The 18,327-nt window shown below is 69.5% G+C and carries 14 protein-coding genes and 1 pseudogene; 7 read left to right on the top strand and 8 right to left on the bottom strand.

The window, feature by feature from the left end:
* Positions 1-739 (bottom strand): NAD(P)/FAD-dependent oxidoreductase (locus tag CCN56_RS19705; RefSeq protein WP_143664569.1); only part of this gene is annotated, 739 nt, incomplete at its 3' end.
* A gap of 28 nt (positions 740-767) precedes the next feature.
* Here CCN56_RS19705 and CCN56_RS19700 point away from each other — a divergent pair.
* A pseudogene (locus CCN56_RS19700) lies at positions 768-1,208 on the top strand (M15 family metallopeptidase); the annotation flags it as partial.
* 99 nt (positions 1,209-1,307) lie between these two features.
* Here the strand turns inward: CCN56_RS19700 and CCN56_RS19695 are convergent.
* The 3 genes from CCN56_RS19695 to CCN56_RS19685 all read right to left on the bottom strand — a co-directional run bounded on the left by CCN56_RS19695 (position 1,308) and on the right by CCN56_RS19685 (position 5,132).
* The gene (locus CCN56_RS19695) at positions 1,308-3,536 is read right to left on the bottom strand and encodes a serine/threonine-protein kinase (RefSeq protein ID WP_086828581.1); all 2,229 of its coding nucleotides are present in this window, start codon (positions 3,534-3,536) and stop codon (positions 1,308-1,310) included.
* Positions 3,518-4,432 carry an oxygenase MpaB family protein gene (locus tag CCN56_RS19690; protein ID WP_086828579.1) on the bottom strand — a complete coding sequence of 305 codons (915 nt, stop codon included), beginning with the start codon at positions 4,430-4,432 and terminating at the stop codon, positions 3,518-3,520. The genes CCN56_RS19695 and CCN56_RS19690 overlap by 19 nt, the downstream gene beginning before the upstream one ends.
* A 199-nt stretch (positions 4,433-4,631) precedes the next feature.
* Entirely contained in the window at positions 4,632-5,132 is a 501-nt protein-coding gene (locus CCN56_RS19685) for a GNAT family N-acetyltransferase (protein ID WP_086828577.1), read from the bottom strand.
* A gap of 230 nt (positions 5,133-5,362) precedes the next feature.
* On the opposite strand from CCN56_RS19685, the gene CCN56_RS19680 reads away from it, so the two are divergent.
* The 5 genes from CCN56_RS19680 to CCN56_RS19660 all read left to right on the top strand — a co-directional run bounded on the left by CCN56_RS19680 (position 5,363) and on the right by CCN56_RS19660 (position 10,141).
* On the top strand, positions 5,363-6,289 hold the full coding sequence (locus tag CCN56_RS19680) for a potassium channel family protein (RefSeq protein ID WP_086828575.1): 927 nt from the start codon (positions 5,363-5,365) through the stop codon (positions 6,287-6,289).
* A 68-nt stretch (positions 6,290-6,357) separates the two neighbouring features.
* Positions 6,358-6,924 (top strand): YciI family protein, encoded by a 567-nt coding sequence (locus CCN56_RS19675; protein WP_086828573.1) that lies wholly within the window; start codon positions 6,358-6,360, stop codon positions 6,922-6,924.
* A 122-nt stretch (positions 6,925-7,046) separates the two neighbouring features.
* Positions 7,047-7,328: a pyrimidine/purine nucleoside phosphorylase gene (locus CCN56_RS19670; RefSeq protein ID WP_041127695.1), complete on the top strand. Its 282-nt coding sequence runs from the start codon at positions 7,047-7,049 to the stop codon at positions 7,326-7,328.
* A 41-nt stretch (positions 7,329-7,369) separates the two neighbouring features.
* Complete coding sequence (locus CCN56_RS19665) at positions 7,370-8,845, top strand: FAD-dependent monooxygenase (RefSeq protein WP_086828571.1); 1,476 nt, start codon at positions 7,370-7,372, stop codon at positions 8,843-8,845.
* Positions 8,846-9,298: 453 nt separating this feature from the next.
* A complete protein-coding gene (locus CCN56_RS19660) occupies positions 9,299-10,141 on the top strand; it encodes an NAD(P)H-binding protein (protein WP_086828569.1) in 843 nt (280 codons plus the stop codon).
* A 390-nt stretch (positions 10,142-10,531) separates the two neighbouring features.
* Here the strand turns inward: CCN56_RS19660 and CCN56_RS19655 are convergent, their stop codons facing one another.
* From CCN56_RS19655 to CCN56_RS19640, 4 genes are all read right to left on the bottom strand, one after another.
* Positions 10,532-13,798 carry an SAV_2336 N-terminal domain-related protein gene (locus CCN56_RS19655; protein WP_143664568.1) on the bottom strand — a complete coding sequence of 1,089 codons (3,267 nt, stop codon included), beginning with the start codon at positions 13,796-13,798 and terminating at the stop codon, positions 10,532-10,534.
* The gene (locus CCN56_RS19650; RefSeq protein ID WP_086828565.1) at positions 13,791-14,774 is read right to left on the bottom strand and encodes a MoxR family ATPase; all 984 of its coding nucleotides are present in this window, start codon (positions 14,772-14,774) and stop codon (positions 13,791-13,793) included. The genes CCN56_RS19655 and CCN56_RS19650 overlap by 8 nt, the downstream gene beginning before the upstream one ends.
* Positions 14,771-16,693, bottom strand: a complete 1,923-nt coding sequence (locus CCN56_RS19645; protein WP_143664567.1) for a hypothetical protein — start codon at positions 16,691-16,693, stop codon at positions 14,771-14,773. The genes CCN56_RS19650 and CCN56_RS19645 overlap by 4 nt, the downstream gene beginning before the upstream one ends.
* A 155-nt stretch (positions 16,694-16,848) precedes the next feature.
* The gene (locus tag CCN56_RS19640) at positions 16,849-17,814 is read right to left on the bottom strand and encodes a hypothetical protein (protein ID WP_086828588.1); all 966 of its coding nucleotides are present in this window, start codon (positions 17,812-17,814) and stop codon (positions 16,849-16,851) included.
* A gap of 121 nt (positions 17,815-17,935) precedes the next feature.
* On the opposite strand from CCN56_RS19640, the gene CCN56_RS44690 reads away from it, so the two are divergent.
* On the top strand, positions 17,936-18,316 hold the full coding sequence (locus CCN56_RS44690) for a DUF6221 family protein (RefSeq protein ID WP_306300613.1): 381 nt from the start codon (positions 17,936-17,938) through the stop codon (positions 18,314-18,316).
* The last annotated feature ends 11 nt before the right edge of the window (positions 18,317-18,327 follow it).

The raw sequence follows: 18,327 nt of genomic DNA, 5'->3' as shown, positions 1-18,327 counted from the left end.
CGAGGGCGTCGGTGAGGGCGCCCATGCCGCCGACGGGCACGTCCCAGTCGCCGGTGCCGCCGCCGATGACGTGGTACAGGAAGCAGCGGTTCTGGAGGAGCGTCGGGTCGTGGGCGTCGGCGAAGGTGCCGATGAGGGCGTCGGTGAGGACCACGCCCCGGACGAGGTCGTCGGCGAAGGTCTTCTCGACGGTGACGCCGAGGGGCTCCTCGAAGAGCATCCGCCAGGTGTCGGCGTCGTCCACGCGGGCGCGTAGCTCGGCGCGGGTGGGGAGGGGTTCGGTGAGGGTGGGGAAGATGCGGCGGGCGGCCTCGCCGGTGCGTCCGTAGAAGGCCTGCCAGGCCTCGTACGCGCTGTCGGAGCCGGTCAGCGCGGCGAAGGAGGCGCGGGTGCGGTCGGGTCCGCCGCCGACCAGGAGGCCGCCGTCGCCCTTCGGGGTGTACGAGGAGATGGACCGTTTCCGCACGGCGAACCGCAGCCCGAGTTCGCGCACGATCTTCTCCGGGAGGAGCGAGACCAGGTACGAGTACCGGGAGAGCCGGGCGTCGACCCCGGCGAACGGCCGCGTCGACACGGCCGCCCCACCGGTGGTGCCGAGCCGCTCCAGGACGAGGACGGAGCGTCCGGCACGGGCCAGATAGGCGGCGGCGACGAGCCCGTTGTGCCCGCCTCCGACGACGACGGCGTCGTACGAGCGAGCGGGGGCCGGGGCGTCGGGAAGTGGATCACGGTCAGTCATGGCACATGCTCACACGCGCGCGCGTGCCGGGGGAAGACCGCCGTCGCTCCAGCGGACGTACTTCGAGGAGTACGCCGACAGCCTGCGCGCGCTCCACCCCGGCTGGCCCGAGGAGCGGATCCACGCGGCGGCGAGCCGGTACGTGTCCCCGCCCGAGATCGCCCCGCACAGCGCCGGGGCGGCCGTCGACCTGACCCTGGCCGGGGCCGACGGGCGCGAACTGGACCTGGGGACCCGAATGAACGCGTCCCCGGAGGAGAGCGGCGGCGCCTGCTACACCCACGCCGAAGGCATCGGCGAGGAGGCCCGCGCCCACCGGGAACTGCTCGGTTCCGTGCTCACCGCGGCGGGCCTGGTGAACTACCCGACGGAGTGGTGGCACTGGTCCTTCGGCGACCGCTACTGGGCCCTGGCCGCGGGCGCGACGGAGGCCCCGTACGGCCCGAAGGAGCTCACACCGTCCGGCTGATCGCCCGGCGGTCCCGGCCACCGTCGCGCCCAGCCGGCCGGCGGTCGTCGACAGGCCGGTCGGCCCGTCATGGCCCCGGCTTCCGCGCCGCCCCCGGCGTCACGCCTCCGGCGCGGTGGCCGCCTTCAGGAGGAGGGCGGCCGCTTCGGCGTCGCGGCCGAGGCGCTCCAGGCAGTGGGCCTCGTCGTCGAGGGCGGCGAGGGTGTCGGGGTGCGCGGGGCCGAGGAGCCGGGTGCGGGCGGCGGCGATCGCCCGGTGGCACTCCAGCGCCTCCTCCCAGCGGTCGAGCCTGCCGAGGGCGACGGCCGTCTCCCAGCGGCTGGTGAGCGTGTCGGGGTGGTCGGCGCCGAGGACCCGTTCGCGGTCGGCGTGCACGCTCCGGGACTCGGCGAGCGCCTCCGTCCAGCGGTCGAGCCGGCCGAGGTTGACGGCGAGGGCCTGGCGGGCTCGCAGCGTCTCCGGAGCGTCGGGGCCCTGGGCGCGGGTGCGGGCGGCGACGAGGTCGCGGCAGACGTCGAGGGCGTCCGCGGCCTGGCCGAGCCGGCCGAGGCAGACCCCGGTGTCGTAGCGGGCGGCGAGGGTGTCCGGGTGGTCGGGGCCGAGGGCGGCGGCGCGCGCCTCGGCGACCGCGCGGTACTCGGCGAGCGCCTCCTGTCCGCGTCCGAGGCGGGTGAGGGTGAACGCCACCTCGTGGCGGGTCACGAGGGTGTCGGGGTGCGCTTCGCCGAGCAGCCTGGCCCGGGCCTCGGCGACCTCGTGCGCCGTGCGGTACGACTCCTCCAGGCGGCCGAGGCGCCCCAGCGTGAACGCGAGGTTGTGGCGGCAGCGCAGGGTGTCGGGGTGGTCGGGGCCGACGGTCCGCTCGCGGGCGGCGAGCACCTCCGTGTACACCTCGTACGCCTCGGAGTGCCGCCCGAGGCGGCCCAGGGCGTAGGCCCGCTCCTGCCGCGCCGCCAGGGTGTCGGGGTGGTCCTCGCCGAGCACGCGGGCGCGTGCCTCGGCCACCTTCCCGAAGACGTGCAGGGCGTCGGCGGGGCGGTCGAGCCGGGCGAGGGCGAAGCCGACCTCGTACTGGCTGGTCAGGGTGGAGGGGTGCTCCTCGCCGAGGATCCGAGCGCGGTCCCGGGCGACGGACCGGTGGACGGACTCGGCCTCGTCCCAGCGGCCGAGCCTGCCGAGGCCCATCCCGGCCCGGAAGCGGCCGGCGAGCACCGCGATCAGTTCGTCCGTGGGCGCGGGGGCGGGCGGCGGCGTCCGGTCGGGTGCCGCAGTGGTCCACTCGGTGGTGAGGACGGCCGCGGCGGGATCGTGGGCGGCGGGGCGCGGCCCGGTGGGGGCAGCCGGGCGGTGCCCGCCGGTCATCCCCCGGCTCCACGCGGGCGCGGGGGCTACCGGTTCCTCGGGCAGGGGTACGGGCATGGGCACCGTCGACGACAGCGCGAGCGCCTCGGCGGGCGACGGGAACGACGGCGCGCCGAAGCGCCCCGAGACGATCCGGCGGCGCAGGTCGCCCGCGTCGGCCGGGCGCTCCTCGGGGGCCTTCGCGAGCAGGTCGACGACGATCCGGTCGAAGTAGTCGGGCAGCTCGGCGCGGAGCGCGCGCGGCGGGGTCGGCACCGTGTCCCGGTGGCCGATGAGGATGGCCCAGGAGTCGCCGAGGTCGAACGGCGGGGCACCGGTGGCCAGCTCGTACAGCACGCACCCCAGGGAGTAGAGGTCGCTGCGGTGGTCGATCTCGCCACCGCCGCCGATCTGCTCCGGGGACATGTAGTGCGGCGTCCCCATGGCGATGCCGGTCCCGGTGAGCTTGGAGGTGAAGCCCATGTCGGCGCCGAGGCGCGCTATCCCGAAGTCGCAGATCTTCACCGTGCCGTCGCTCAGCCGCATGATGTTCGCGGGCTTGAGGTCGCGGTGCACGATGCCCTGCCGGTGCGTGTACGCGAGGGCGTCGGCGACCTGGTCGGCGATCTCGACGACGTCCTGGACGGGCAGCGGGTGCTGCTCGTTGGAGACGAGGAGCTGGCTGAGGTTGCGCCCCTCCAGGAGCTCCATGACGAGGAAGAGCACGCCTTCGTACTCGCCGAAGTCGTGCACGACGGTGATGCCCCGGTGCTGGAGCGCCGCCGCCACCCGGGCCTCGCGGCGGAAGCGCTCGCGCACCACGGCGAGGACCTGCGGGTCCTGCTGCGGTCCGAGCGGTTTGAGGCACTTCACGGCGACGCGGCGCCCGAGCGCCTCGTCGGTGGCGCGCCACACCTCGCCCATGCCCCCGCGGCCGATGACCTCGTGCAGGCGGTACCGGCCCTGGATCAGTCTGGAGTCCCCCATCGCGTGCTGCCGCCCCCGTCGATTCCGTACTGCCTCCTCGGCTCCTCCAGTATGGCCGCCGGGTCGGACAGTGAATACGGGGCGGGGTACGCGTACGGATCGGGCCGGGTCTCCGGGCCGAGCCGGTCCATCGCGCGCAGGATGTGCCGGGGCGGCAGCCGCCAGCGCAGGCGGGCCGGGACCTGGCGCAGGAGGTTGGCCGTGGCGACGAGCCGGCGGGTGACGGTCTCCGGCGGCGGGGCGGGGCAGCCGTAGAGGGCGTGGGCGTAGAGGGGCAGGGTGTCGTACGCGAGTGCGCTGACGCGCCGCCAGATCACCTCGCGCGCCGGGACGAGGACGGGTTTGACGGGCGGGTGGCGGAGGAAGTCGGCGACGGTCCGGGCGTCCGGTCCGACGGTGAGGCGGGGACGGACGGAGTCGAAGTAGGCGGCGAGCTGGGCGGTGGACGCGGGGACGGTGTCCGGGTCGAGGCCGACGAGCCGGGCGGAGGTGCGGTGCTCGTCGACGTACCGGTCGGCGTCGGCGTCGGTGAGGGGGATCCCGGAGCGGCGCGCGACGGAGAGGTACGAGTCGGTCTCGGCGCAGTGGACCCAGAACAGCAGTTCGGGGTCGTCCACGCCGAGCAGCCGGTGGATCCGCCGGACGCGGGCGCCGGCCGCCTCGGCGGCCTCGGTGGTCCCGTAGCTGAGGGTTCCGACGAAGTTCGCCGTCCTCATCAACCGGCCCCAGGGGTCCTCCCGGAAACTGCTGTTGATCATGACGCCGCGGACGGCGACGGGGTGCAGCGCCTGGAGCCAGAGGGCCCGGACGCCGGCGATCCACATCACCGGGTCGCTGTGCAGCTGCCAGGTCACGGAGCGGGGACCGAAGAGCCCGGGGTCGGCGTCCTGCCTCATGGCGCTCAGGCTACGCCGGAACCGGTCCCGGGTGACCGGTCGGGACGCGGCCTCTTCCGCGACGGGCACTCGGCCGGTGGCCGACCGCCGCGACGGCCTCGCCGATCGGCGCTAGACGGGCGACGGGCGACGGGCTGCACTCGGCGGGCGGCAGGCGGCATTCGACGCTCGGCGGGCGGCTCTCGCCTCTCGGCTGCCGTCAGCCGACGTGGGGGCTGCGGCGTTCGACGAGGACGGTGTCGCGCCAGACGCCGTGATGGCGCCCGATGCGCTCGCGGGTGCCGACGACCCGGAAGCCGGCGCGCGCGTGGACGGCGAGGCCGACCGCGTTCTCGGGGAAGATGCCGGACCGGATGGTCCAGATCCCCGCCGCCTCCGTGGACGCCACGAGCGCCTCGAGGAGCGCGGAGGCGATGCCCCGGCCCCGGGCGTCGGGGTGCACGTGGACGGAGTGCTCGACGACTCCGGCGTACGCTGCCCGCTCGGAGACCTTGGCGACGGCGACCCGGCCCAGCACCCGCCCGGCCCCGTCGAGGGCGACGAAGCGGTGCTCGGGCAGCGTGGCCGCGTCGAACTGCCTCCAGGTCGGGGCCGCGGTCTCGAAGGTGGCGTCGCCCTCCTCGACACCGGCCCGGTAGATCGCGACGACCGCGTCGGCGTGCTCCGCGGTGAGCGGCACCACGAGGAGGGAGGCGGTCATGCGGCGGCCTCGTCGTTCGACATCCGCCCATGGTGGAACACGCCGGATCGGGTGTCACGGGGAAATCGCGACCGGCCGGGTGAAGCCGGACGCGGGCGCGCACCCGGCGGACGGCGCCTGACCGACCGCCGTCCCCGTGCGAGGCGCCGCCCGGCCGCGCATGCTCGATGCATGGCTTGCGAACGTGTCGATCGGCCCGCACGGTCGGGCGCGGGACGGACGGTGCCGGGATGACCTGGCTGCTCGTCCTCGTGGGAGCGGCGCTGATCCTGTTCATCCTGCGGGACGTGTTCCACACGATCTGGCACCCCACCCGGCACGGCGGCCTGAGCAGGCTGGTGATGCGGAGCGTGTGGCGTCTCTCGGCCCACCGCGGGGCGCGGTGGCGGCCCGTCGGCCTCGCCGGACCGGTGGGCATGATGACGGTCGTCACCATCTGGGCGTGCGTCGTCGCCGCCGGGTGGGCGCTCATCTACTGGCCCCACATGCCGGACGACTTCTCCTACGCCACGGATCTCACCCCCTCCGAGCACGCGGGCCCGCTCGACGCCCTGTACGTCTCGCTGGTCACCCTGGCCACCCTCGGCCTCGGCGACATCGCGCCGACCTCGGGGTGGCTGCGTCTCCTCACCCCGATCGAGGCCCTGGTGGGCTTCGCCCTGCTGTCGGCGACCGTCGCCTGGATCCTCGGCATCTATCCGGCCCTCGCCCGCCGCAGGGCGCTCGCCCTGCGCCTGTCCCACCTGCGCCGCAGCCGCGTCACGGCCGGGGCCCTCGACTCCGCCGGGGGTGCCGCGCTCCTCGACGGACTCGCCTCGGCGCTCTCGACCGTGACCGTGGATTTTCTCCAGTACGCCGAGTCGTACTACTTCTACGACGGGGACGAGAACATCTCCCTGGCCGGACAACTCGGCCACGCCGTCGACCTGACGGACCGGGCGGAGCGGGCCCGGCATCCGGACGTCCGGCTCTCCGCGGCGGTCCTGCGCACGGCCCTCGAGGACCTGGCCACCGTGCTCGACGAACGCTTCCTGCGCACGGACGGGCCTCCCGAGGGGGTGTTCAAGGCCTTCGCGACGGACCACGGACGCCCCTGGAACGGCGCGGACAGTGCGGACGGCGCGGACGGCGCGGACGGCGCGGACGGCGAACCGTGACGAGGCCCTGTCCCCTCGGCCCCGTAATCCCCTCGACATGATCGCTCCGCGAGCCACATCCTGACCCCATGGAATTCCTCTGCCACCACCGCGACCGGTCCGCTTCCATGCCCCTGCGGCAGGCCCTCCTCGAAGCGCACTGGGCGTACATGGACGGCTTCGCGAAGGAGCTGATCGCGCGCGGGCCGACCTTCGACCCGGCGGGCGAGAACTGCACCGGGAGCGTGCACATCGTCGACCTGCCCGACGCCGCCGCGGCCCGGGCGTTCGCCTTCGACGAGCCCAACTACCAGGCCGGGGTGTACCGGGACGTCCTGCTGCGGCGGTGGCGCAACACTCTGGGACGGACGATGTGGGAGTTCCCCGGAGGCCGCGAGGGCGGCAACCGCTACCTGGTCCTGGGCCTCGGCGAGGGCGAGCCCGTCGACCTCACGCCTCCGTCCGCCCCGGCGGACCTCGACGACCTGATCGCCTACGGCCCCCTGCTGTCCGACGACGGCACCACCTGGGTGGGTACGGCGGCCCTGGTCCGCGCCCCGGACGCGGCGACGGCCGCGACGGTCCTGCGGACCCCCGAGCGGTACGCCGACATCGAGGTCCACGACTGGTCCTTCGGCGGCCGCCCGACGACCTGACCGGTCCAGCACGTGAGACCGCCGGAAGGGGCTGCGCCCGCGCCGTTAAGGTGCCCGTACTTGTGGCCGGTACGCGATGACCGGGCCACCCCTTTTCCGCCCGAGTTCCCCCGAGGACGCCCATGTTTACGGTCAACGAGTACTTCGACGGCACGGTCAAGTCGATCGCGTTCACACAGGAGGAGGGCCCGGCGACCATCGGCGTCATGGCTCCCGGGGAGTACGAGTTCGGCACCGCCGCTCCGGAGGTCATGCACGTGGTCAGCGGCGCCCTGACGGTCCTGCTGCCCGGCGCCGCCGAGTGGGAGACCTTCGCCGCCGGGGACCGCTTCAAGGTCCCCGGCGACAGCAGGTTCCAGCTCAAGGTGGCGGTGGACACCGCCTACCTGTGCGAGTACCGCTGACCGTCCGGGGCCGGGCCGACCGGCGGAGGAGCGAACCTGCCATGCGCACTACTACGCACACCGGGATAGTCGTCGTCGGAGGCGGGCCGGTCGGGATGCTGATCGCCGCCGAGCTGGGGGCGTACGGGATCGACGTCGTGGTGCTCGAGGAGAAGGGTGCGACATCCGGTCGGCCCAAGGCCGGGACCGTCCACGCCAGGGCCGTGCAGGCGCTGGTCCGGCGGGGCTACCTCGGGCTGCCGCGGTTCTCGGATGCTCCGGTGACCGAGCAGTTCCACTTCGCCGGAATGCCCGGGCTGACGATCACGGTTCCCGCGGCCGAGCCGGAGCCCGTCCTCAAGCGCGCACAGGCCGATCTGGAGCGGGAGTTCGAGGAACGGGCCCGGGACCGCGGGGTGACCGTGCTGCGCGACCACCGGGTGACCGCGCTGCGCCAGGGGCCCGACGGGGTCGAAGTGGTGGCCGACGGGCCCGGGGGCGAGCACACGTACAGCGCCGGCTTCCTGGTCGGGGCCGACGGCGCGCGCAGCACCGTACGCCGGGAGGCCGGCTTCGCCGAGGACACCCACCCCGCGACGGTCTCGGCGATGATGGGCCTGGTCCGGCTGATCGAGCCCGACAAGGCGCCGCGGGGCTGGTGCCGTACCGAGCGGGGCTGGGTCGTCTCGAAGCCCGTTCCCGACGGGCACACCCTCATACGCACGCTCGACTGCGACGGGCCCCATCCCCACCGGCACACACGGGCGACCATGCAGGAACTGCAGGACGAGGCGTCCCGGATCGCCGGATACGACATCCCGATGGAGGATGCGCTCTTCGTGACGCGGTTCAGCGACTTCACCCGGCTGGTGCGCCACTACCGCAAGGACCGCGTGTTCCTGGCGGGGGACGCCGCGCACATGCACTTCCCGATCGGGGGGCAGGGGTTGAGCATCGGACTGGTCGACGGACTCAACCTGGGCTGGAAGCTGGCCCACGCCGTGCGTGGAACGGCGGGCAAGGGGCTGCTCGACACGTACGACGACGAGCGCAGGCCGGCCGCGCAGCGGGTCATCGACAACACTCGCGTCCAGCTGGCGCTGATGCGTCCCGCCCCCGAACTCGACCCGCTCCGCGCGATGGTCGCCGAGCTGCTGACGCTGGAGCAGACCCGCCGGCACGTGGGCGACTTGATCAGCGCGCAGGAGACGGTGTACCCGGCTCGCTCTGGCTTCGCCTCCCGGTGGGAGGGGCGGTTCCTGGAGAACGTCGTGGTGGGGGACGGCGCGGAGCCGCAGGACGTCACGGGACTGCTGCCCGACGGCCGGCCCCTGCTCCTCCTGTCCGGCGAGCAGGCTGCGGCGTACGGGGAGTCGGCCCGGGGCTGGGCCCACGTGCTGAACACCGTCGTCGCCTCACCGGATGCCGCCCTCCCGTGCGACGCGGTGCTGGTGCGTCCTGACGGCCATATCGCCTGGGCACCGGACGCGGGTGACCTCACCGACGCGCTGCGCCTGTGGTTCGGCGAGCCCCGGTAGGCGCCGGCGGGCGGCGGCACGCCTGTGGATCGAGCCCCGGTCGGGGGTGCGGCGGAACCGGTGCTCGACCGGGGCGGCCTCCACGGTCTTCCGCCGTGTTCGGGTCGTCCGATCCCGCCTCGCCACGCCGCCGCCTTCGCGCCCGTGACGTGGATCTCCTCGTCGAGTAACGGCCTGATCGACGCAGAGAGATCATCCGTCTGATTGGATCTTGTTTCGGGCGCGGCTCGCCTGTCGCCGCCGCCGAAACCACGGGGGGTTTCATGAACACGACGACGATCGACGGAGGAAGCCTCCGGTCGCCCGGCGGGCCGTTTCCCGCGCCAAAGGACCACGTGCATGGAGCGCCGGAACGACCGGCGCCACCATCACGGGGAGCCGGGACGACGGCGCGGTGTTCCTCGCCGGGCTCTCCTCGGCCGTTCCCGCCTGCTGACGGACGGTGACGCAGACATGATCCTTGTCACCGGAGCAACCGGCACGGTGGGGCGGGAGGTCGCCCGCCTGCTCGCCCCCAGCCGGCCGCTGCGCATCCTCACGAGGCGGCCCGAACTCGCCACCGTCCAGGGGCCCGCCGTCACCGTGGTCCGCGGCGGCTTCACGGACCCCGAAAGCCTCCACCGGGCGCTCACGGGAGTCCACGCCGCCTTCCTGGTCACCAACCGGGTGGCGGAGGAGGACGACGCGCGGTTCATCGACGCGGCCCGGGCCTGCGGCGTACGGCACCTGGTCAAGCTCTCCGCGGCCGCCGTGGAGGATCCGGAGGCGGACGACCTCATCACCCGCTGGCAGCGCGAGAACGAGCGGGCCGTGCGGGAATCGGGACTGGCGTGGACCTTGCTGCGCCCCCGGTCCTTCATGTCCAACACGCTGTCGTGGGCACCGGCCATCCGTTCCGAGGGCGTCGTGCGCGCGCTCTACGGGGAGTCCGCCAACGCCTGCGTGGACCCGCGCGACATCGCCGAGGTGGCGGTGCACGCTCTGACACAGGACGGGCAGGAGGGCCGCGTGCACGCGCTTTCCGGTCCGGAGGCGGTCACCGCGCTCGAACAGACCGCTGTGCTCTCGAAGGTCCTGGGGCGACCGCTGCGTTTCGAGGAACTCGGGCCGGAGCGGGCCCGTTCCGCCATGCTGGACCGCTATCCCGAGGTGATCGCCGAAGCGCTGCTGCACAGCGCCGGGCGCCAGCGGGCCGGCGCGAAGGCGCGGGTGAACCCCGCGGTGCCCGCGGTACTGGGACGCCCCGCACGGACCTTCGAGACCTGGGCGGCGGACCACGCGCAGGCGTTCGCCTGACCGGCCCGCCGGCCCGGCGGAGGGCCGGACCTCCACGGTCGCGCGTCCCGGCTGCGTGAAGCCGGGACGGCGCCCTCCACCATTGTGACCAGGATCGCTAGTTGGCATTGGAGAACGTCCGCGACCTGCACTGATGCCAACTAGGTTCTGCGGCTGGAAGTACGGAATCAGAGAGATAGTTGGCACTTTGATACACCGCAGGTCAGCGGGCGTTTTGCCGGGAGCACGAGGTCAACTTCAAGTACCGAACCTGATGAAGGCCCCACCGCCCCGAGGGCAGGACCCAAAACTCAACCTTGCCTTCGGGTTCCACCATTCAACAAGATGGCCGTTCAAACTATGCGGCATGAAGACAAGGCGAATGGGACTTGACGCATTGGGTGACAGCCATCAGCCGCCATTGCGGCGACCGTCATTTGCGTCTTGTGCGTAGACTGAAGATCCGCTAAACATGCTACCGGAACCCTGATTCCACGTTGTTGTCACGCTCTGCGTGACCTGCCCCTCAGTATCGCGCAACTGGACCTCCGCGTGGGGATAAAGCTCAGAGCTCTCGAAGCCACGGAACTCCAGGTCGATGTTCCCCGAATCTACCTTGCCGTCGAAGATTAGTTGAACATCTCCCTCAAAACTCACTTCGACCATATGATCGCTGACTTCCCATAGCAAGTCCACATCACCCGAGTCGGAATAGTCACCCTTATGCATAAAGCCTTCGAGGACGAGCCGGGCGTCAACCTTCAGCCGCCCAAGGATCAGGCCGCCTTCGCGCTCCTCCATAATGCTCCAGACAATCGATCCCATGTCCGGAGTGATATCATCGATGGTCGCATCCGTAAGGCCAGCGGGAAGTTCCATACCATTCAGCGTCCAGAGCCCACTCATCTCCACGTCAGACTCGCCTGCGACGGTTGCACCGAAAAGCTCCCGGCAAGCCGATGCCACCCCTGCGGCCAGTGCGTCATGAGTGACTCCACCCTCGGGATGGAACGGAGAATGCTGATGCATGGCATCACGCAATGAGGTGCTAGCGCCGTAGACGTCAAACTGATCGGCGACAGCGCGCAACAGTCCAGCGACCTTCTTTCCGGATTCCCGGTCGGGGTATCTGCCATTTTCCAGCGCCACTGTGACGTTACCCAAGAGAAGCGTCAGGTCCTGCACAATCAAACCGAGTTCGTCCGGCCTCCTGCGCTGTGCCAGCGCAGGAGGAATACTCGGGGCAGGGTGGCCGGGTATATGGAACCAAGCGATAACTCCACCCTGCTTGAGCTGCAGCCGCGCCGAGGAATAGAGTGCAGGATCAATGAAACTGCCGCCATTCCTGATCACTCCCTCGTACAGGGACTGAGAAGCCACGACCAGGAGGTCGACTTCCTCGGCGCTGAGCAGTTGTCGGGCGATCGATGAATCAATAAGTCGGCTGGCGTGGTTGGCTGCGCTACCAACGATTCCCATCTGGTCACGCAGCACAGGACCGTCATGCATGCCGATACGCAACTTCAGCGGTGTGCGCCGCCGACGGTTATCATAGCGCAGTTCTTCGTACACGTTGATTACCCACGGGCCGACCAGTCGGGTCGGCGGGATGTGGCCGTCCACCGCGATTATTACGCCATCGCCGCGGTCTTCCATATGCACGGCGCCTCTCGGAACGTCGGCGTATTCAAGTGCAGTTTCCAGTACCCGATACATTCGAGAACGCATCTCCAGCGCGGCAACGTCGCTGTAAGTTCCGGAAGCGGCAGTATCGACCGCAATCACCAACTTGGTACTCATTAGGTCGATTTCCCGGCTGTCACCGGTCGCCTGATCCCTGCCCTGCCGCCTCCCGCTTTCGTTCTCAACCCGGCTCCGAGGATGCATCGGCTCGCTCGGACGGGCCGCGCTTTTGTACATCGATGCCTTATCCAGCAAGGAGCGAAAGAGCTGCGCCAAGGTGCCGTAAAGCTTCCCTCGTTGAATTCCCTCCGGGCTCTTCGGAGTGGCGGGGGCCAGACGGCGATTTATCTCTCCTTGTACTTGCGCCGTTGGACCGAACGCCGAGAGGCTTCTGTCTTTTGGCAGGCGATCTCTTGCCTCGACTCCCAGCAAGCGCGCCGTAGTAGCTGCGGCGTAGGCGATAGGACGGATGCTAGATGCCAGGGTTTCATCGGCGTGGGCAGAGCGGAGGATAACCGGAATGCCGTGAGGGGCTTGAAGACGGGTAGCGAGGTGGTCGCTGAGGGCGAAATGGGTGTCCCACAGCTGGTCTCGTGTGAGCAGGCTGGTCAGGTGGTCGGCTGCTGCGGAGTGGAACTGGTAGACCGTGTCGGCAGATTCGTTGCGGGTAGCAGTGAGAAGGCCAGCGGTAAGGAACTCTGCGGTGTCCGCAAGCGTGGCATCCGGGACGAGGCGGTCGCGCAGGACGTCAAGGACGGGCAGCGTGAAGGAATCGAGTGGGCAGGCCGCGATGGCGAGGCGGACGGCGGGGGACTCGCGCTCATCGGCGAATGCCTCGGCTCGCGCGCGCACCTGCTCGTCGGTAGGTGCAGGGACAGGTTGGCCTGACGGGCCGGGATGGCGCCGGCGCAGGGGGGGTCGGCCGGTCGCGGGGACGAGGACGGCCTCGCAGCCGGATGGGTCCATGCGCATCAGTGTGCGAGCCCACGCCAGAATCTGAGCAGGGTCGAATTGCAGCACGGGCAGCGCTTGCCAGGGCTTCGTGTCCTGGGTTTCACGGAGCAGCCGTGGGCGCCGATAGGACAGAAGCCGACCAGGAGAGGCGGGGACGGTAGCGGCCGCAGTGGTGTGCGGGAGGTCCAATCCTGAACGCTGCCAGAGCCGCTTGGGCAGCGGGTTGATAAGAGCGACCGGGGCCGTGCGCCCCCAGGCATGAAGAGTCTTCCACAGGGTGTCCCGTCGCCAGGCTGGCGCTGCGCAGTCGGTGACAACGAGGAGAAGGCGGCGCGCCGGCTGGGTATGGCGGGCGGTGCCCGGGTCCAGGGGAAGGACACTGCCGTGATGGTCGTGCAGAACGGGATCCTCGCCGGGTGGATGCTCAAGGTGCCAGATGCGGACATCACGGAAGGCGGCCAGGGCACGCAGGGTCTTGGTGAGGGTGCGGATCGTCTCGTCCCATACCGCCATGGCAGTGCCGCGGTCCAGGACGACAATGACCTCCAGCCACGGTTCCGGCGCGGAGGTGAGCCGGGGGACGAGTGTCCCGGTGCGGGTGTAGTACTCCACAGTGGCGTCGACGTCGAGATGCTGGTGCACGCCGGAGAGCCAGGGGCGGCGCAGTGGGCGCAACGCACGGCCGATGTCGAGGGCGTCAGGGAGGGCGGGGGAACGGCCCACGCTGACCCGCTTGCCGTTGATCGCCTGAGATCCCGCCTGATCCTCGAGCCACACCGAGGCGGCAGTATCACGAGTCGTGCCCGTAGTGCGCCCGCTTGCTTCGGCCCGGTCCCGATGTCCATCGGTGCTGTCGGCTTGGTCTGGCTTGTCGTTTCGTTCCGCGTCGCCTGCGGCATCGACGGATGCGCTACTGGCGTTACCTTGGTCCCATCGGGCCCAGGCGGAAGCAAGGACTACGGCGTCAAGAAGTTCCTTGACGTCGATGTTGCCGCTTTCCGCCGAAGCAAGCCGTGCCAGGAGGGCGGCCTCCTCAACCACGGCCCAGCCCTTGCAGCAACATGTTCTTGAGACTCTGCCGCTGGTCCGGATCCGGAGCATGGTCACCGCGCAGAAGATAGACCGCGTTCAGGAGTTGGTCGATCGCGACGTACTCGCCGGCGTTCAGCTTCTTGAGGAAGTCCGTCACGAGGGTGGCGGTGATGCTGTCCTCGATGTCGCCAAGATGGGCGGTCACGATATCTGTGAGCGTTTCCTCGGAGAGCGCTGGCATGTCGAAGCGGATGCAGCGGCGCAGGAAGGGGGCGGGGAAGTCGCGTTCGCCGTTACTCGTCAGCACGATGACGGGGAATTCAGTGCACTGGCTCCAGCCACGTTCGATGACGTGCGTGCCGTCTTTGTCGGCAGTGCGGACCGTGATCTCTGCCTTGTGATGCCTGGCCAGTTCGGGGATCTCGAAGCCACCGCGCTCCAGGACGTCGAGAAGGTCGCTGGGCAGGTCGAGGTCACTTTTGTCGATCTCGTCGATCAGCAGGGCGCGAGGCCGACCTCCGGGCAGGAGCGCGGTGCCCAGAGGCCCAAGCTGGACGAACTCGCCAATGTCGTCCCCATGGTCCTCACCGTCGGTCCGGATCCTACCGTCGACGGTGCGTAGGTTGTGGGCGTGGATGCGGCCAAGCGCGTCGTAGCGGTAGAGCGCATCGGCGAGCGTACTGCGCGAGGTGATGTGCCAGTGAAGCACCTGACCCAGACCGAGCTCGACGGCGATCTGCCGGATGACAGTGGACTTGCCCGAGCCCGCACGGCCGGTCAACAGCAGAGGACGGCGCAGGTGCAGGGCAGCGTTCACGGCATCAACGAGGCCGGGGATGGGACGGTAGGTGGTCGCGGGGTCCTTGCCTGAGTCGGCCTCCTGGCCGGCAGGGGCTCGCCACGGGGGCGGCGCTGGCAGCTTAGGCACCTGGGTGCCGTCCTTGGGAGGGACACCCGTGCCCCTGTAGTACGGGGTCCAGCTCATGCTCGCTCCTTCGACGCCATCTCGTCTGGTGCTGCCACAACCGTGTCCGCCCGTCTGAGGCAGAACGCATGCCAGTCTCTGTCATGCCAGGCCGCGCGTACGGTCGCGAGCGGTCCTACGTCATCATCGCTCGGGGCCGCCCCACTCAGATGCTTTCGGTAGGCATGGGAGATCTGCTGTGGCAGTGCCTGCCAGTGCTTTCCCACAGACGCCTGGATAACCAGCTCGTCGCTGACGTCCTTCTGTCGAGGCCAGACCAGCGCGGGCGTGTGCTCCAAGAGCTCCTGCGCCACGTAGTCCCAGTCCGACTCCGGCAGAGAGGACAGCGCCCAAACGTGCTGTCCGAAGCCGTGGTTACTCAAGTGTTGCTGTAGGTGGTCAACGGTTTGCAGATGTTCGCCTTGAAGCCACTTGGGGCCACAACAGTCGGTGTCTTCCAGAGAAGCCAGTAGTTGTGCGCCCACCTGGAGCATGTCCTCAGCCGTAAAGCCGATAGGCGGCGCCAACAGCCCGGACCAGCGGGTTGTGATGGTGTAGTTGACCGCCAGCTTCTGCTTGCGGACGACGTGTTCTTCTGGAGGACAGTCCAGCAGCACCAGGGTTGGTGCAGCTACGTCGATTCGTTGCAGTGGCCGCTCTGTGATGTTGGCCCAGGGCAAAGCCCACGCGATGGCTTCGGCCATGGCCAACTTCAGTTCCTTGTCCCTAGCACCGCAAGGGAAACGGCTGCTACTCAGCACAGCTCGCCCGAAAAGCAGCCAGGCGTCCACACGAACGACTGTTTCGCCACCATCGTCGGCGAGCACCAGGACAAGGCGTGGAGCCTGGTCATCGTCAGGCTGATGATTAAGTTCGTCCAGACGGCTGTTGACCACAGCCGTGAGCTCGAGGTCCTGCGCCCAGGCGAGGACTTCTGGCGGCAGCTGGCCCCGATGTCCCGTCACGTGGGCCATGGCCGCGACCACGTGGGCCAAGGCGCGCTGCTGGCCCTCTGCAGTGCTCCCCCGATGAGCGGCATGCTCGATGATGTCCCGCAAAGTCCGAGGTGGTTCCTGGCGCACAAAGCTCAGCGGAAGACCAGCCAGCACACCGACCAGCCGCAGCCTCCCCTCGGTCAGGACCGGGCCGAACACCTTGCTGACGACGTTCAGCGTCTTGCGGCCAGCCTCAAGCTCGGCCTGCACTTCACGCAGCCGCTGCACGGCGGCCCATGAGACGCCGTCAGTCGTGTGCTCGTTGTCCTTCAGCCAGGCAGCAAGCTCGTCCTCCGTGGACAACAGCAGGTTGTGGTCGACCCTCCGGCCGGCATTTTGCAGCGCCTGCTTTGCGATCGGCCCGAGCGGGCCGTTGCGGAAGGCCACGCAGTTGCGGGCCAGCCAAAGAGCATCATCAACGCGCGAGCTTCCGTCGAATACGCTGCGTCCCGGTTGTTGACCACGGATCCGCTCACGCAGTTGCTCCATCAAGTTGTCGTCAACCTTCAGGAACTTCCCGGCGTCGGGCAGACCTTCTGCGATGAGTTGAGTAAGTTCCGTACTCAGTCGCATGTCGAACGCAGGCTGGTGCGCCGTGGCTGCGAAGAGGAGGGAGAAACGTACATCGCCCTCCTGCCGACCCGAGGTGATGTCCGGAGCAGCCGGTATCGCGCCGCCGGACAGGCAGGTGTCGACAATGGCGACCAGCCCGTTCAGACCAGGGTGGTTAAGCGTGTCGTTCAACAGGGAGGTGACGTTCACGTTCGTCAGTGGCGGGTCGTTCCTCTTGCCCGACGTGACGAAGTGCAGCGCAGCGCCCCCAGAGCCTTCACCGTGACCAAGCAGAGCGAGGATAAGAGTACCGCCGTCGCGCCGTGCCAGCTGAGCGGCCTTCTCGACGGCGGCCTCGACCTGGGCCTTGCCCAGGCCGGTACCGACGAGCAAGGAGTCTCTGCCGCGGTCGACACAACCCCCAAGCCTCGGGTCCACAAGCACATCGTGAAGCCTAAGAGCGGCGTCCTCCAGCCCTTCCAGCCTCGCACCGCCCTCACACTGAGCGCCCACCACCAGTACGTGGCGCGGTGGGTTCGTACAGGCGGTCACGACGTGAGCGCTTCGATCACCGGACGGGCCACAGCCCCGTGCTCCAGATACTTCGTCGCCGTGTGCGTCCACAAACCACTGGAGTCAACCCGCTCCGTCACGGCCTTGACTCCGCTCTTGCTCGGACCAATCCAGTTACCCAGGTGCGGCCGGCCCACCACGACGTCGTCGCGGTCCCAGAAGTTGCGCCACGAGGCAACGTTCGCCGGGCAGGACGCCGGACGCGGGACCAGGCGGTCCAGCACCACAGCGCCCAGAGCCAAAGGGGAACCCACTGTGATCCAGACAGGTACCTCTCCGCCGTACTCGTGCAGCACCTCGTATGCAACGACCGTGCCCAGGCTGTGCGAGACCACCACGAGGGGCCGCGAAGGGTCCAACCCCTCAAGAACCCGAGCCCGGACAGCCATGCCGAGCTCGGCCTTCTTGGCACGACGATCGAGATACCTGCCGACCTGAGCGAGCTGGAACAGGATCGCCCGGCCGTTCATCCACTGTGCCGCATGACGCAACCCTGGCAGGCGGAGCATCGTCGTCGTAACACCAACCAGCCCGCGGAAGCCCTCTCCCGCACCCTGAGACTGCCTTCCTTGGGCGGCAGCGTCGAGCTGGTACCGCGCGTCAGAGATGACCCGCGCATCCTGCGGACTGCTCTCGGCCGGGAACTGTTCGGCAAGCTCCTCCAGCATCGCGTCAAGTAGCCCTGCGAGAAAAGGAACCTCATCCTCCTCGAGCTCGCCAGCTGTGTCGCCCTGCGCTCCCCGGCGGTTGAACAAGTCGCTGTAGTTGGCGAACGTGACATCCGCCAGCCAGCCCATAGTCAGTCCGGAGATCGCATCAGCCATCCCGGCGTCCCGTGCTCCCGCAACAAGCGCCTCTAGCCACTCGCGGCGGTCAGTAGCGGTGTCACGAAGACCGCCAATGCCATGCACGAACAACAGTTGAGGCTTCCCCCTGGTCATGATCCCCTTCCCCTTCCCCGCCGGAGGGAACATTCTGCTGGATCCGAATCCCTCCATGCAGCTGGACCGCACCTTGGGCCAGAAAACTCAAAGACATACGGGTTCGACATCCTACTGATAGTTGGGCCAGAACTGCTTCGGACCTAAGGGCTTGCAACCCGGATCGGCGCCGGCACGAGCCGCTGGTGACATTCGTGCACGCCCGTCTCGACGAAGACGAGCAGGGCACCAGCGGCGACGGGACTTCATGGCGGCACCGTCATCGATGACCACGACCAGCCCGTGGTCCACACCAAACGGGTACCTCGCTACGCACTTGGCGACCTGGGACCCGCCCCACATCTGGGGCAACCTCGAGTCCCGCCGCCTGATCGTGGACCTCTATGAGGCCACCGCCGACAGTTCCACCAAGAAAGCCCTCCGCGAAGCCGTCAGAGCACTCGCGATGGCCTACCAGGATCACTCCCACTTCGATCCAGCCTGGCTGCTGCGGCAGTGGTGAACACCGTCGCC

It is taken from the genome of Streptomyces sp. NRRL B-24572, from assembly GCF_002156145.1.
GTDB lineage: Bacteria > Actinomycetota > Actinomycetes > Streptomycetales > Streptomycetaceae > Streptomyces > Streptomyces vietnamensis.
The sequence above is the reverse complement of the archived record's forward strand: the minus strand, read 5'-3'. Positions and strand labels throughout refer to the sequence as shown.

What these genes read in the sequence shown, in the direction of transcription:
- CCN56_RS19640 (WP_086828588.1), bottom strand. Translation starts at nt 17,814, where the DNA reads ATGACCAGGGGGAAGCCTCAACTGTTGTTCGTGCATGGCATTGGCGGT.
- CCN56_RS19685 (WP_086828577.1), bottom strand. Translation starts at nt 5,132, where the DNA reads ATGACCGCCTCCCTCCTCGTGGTGCCGCTCACCGCGGAGCACGCCGAC.
- CCN56_RS19665 (WP_086828571.1), top strand. Translation starts at nt 7,370, where the DNA reads ATGCGCACTACTACGCACACCGGGATAGTCGTCGTCGGAGGCGGGCCG.
- CCN56_RS19675 (WP_086828573.1), top strand. Translation starts at nt 6,358, where the DNA reads ATGGAATTCCTCTGCCACCACCGCGACCGGTCCGCTTCCATGCCCCTG.
- CCN56_RS19660 (WP_086828569.1), top strand. Translation starts at nt 9,299, where the DNA reads ATGATCCTTGTCACCGGAGCAACCGGCACGGTGGGGCGGGAGGTCGCC.
- CCN56_RS19695 (WP_086828581.1), bottom strand. Translation starts at nt 3,536, where the DNA reads ATGGGGGACTCCAGACTGATCCAGGGCCGGTACCGCCTGCACGAGGTC.
- CCN56_RS19670 (WP_041127695.1), top strand. Translation starts at nt 7,047, where the DNA reads ATGTTTACGGTCAACGAGTACTTCGACGGCACGGTCAAGTCGATCGCG.
- CCN56_RS19680 (WP_086828575.1), top strand. Translation starts at nt 5,363, where the DNA reads ATGACCTGGCTGCTCGTCCTCGTGGGAGCGGCGCTGATCCTGTTCATC.
- CCN56_RS19650 (WP_086828565.1), bottom strand. Translation starts at nt 14,774, where the DNA reads ATGAGCTGGACCCCGTACTACAGGGGCACGGGTGTCCCTCCCAAGGAC.
- CCN56_RS19690 (WP_086828579.1), bottom strand. Translation starts at nt 4,432, where the DNA reads ATGAGGCAGGACGCCGACCCCGGGCTCTTCGGTCCCCGCTCCGTGACC.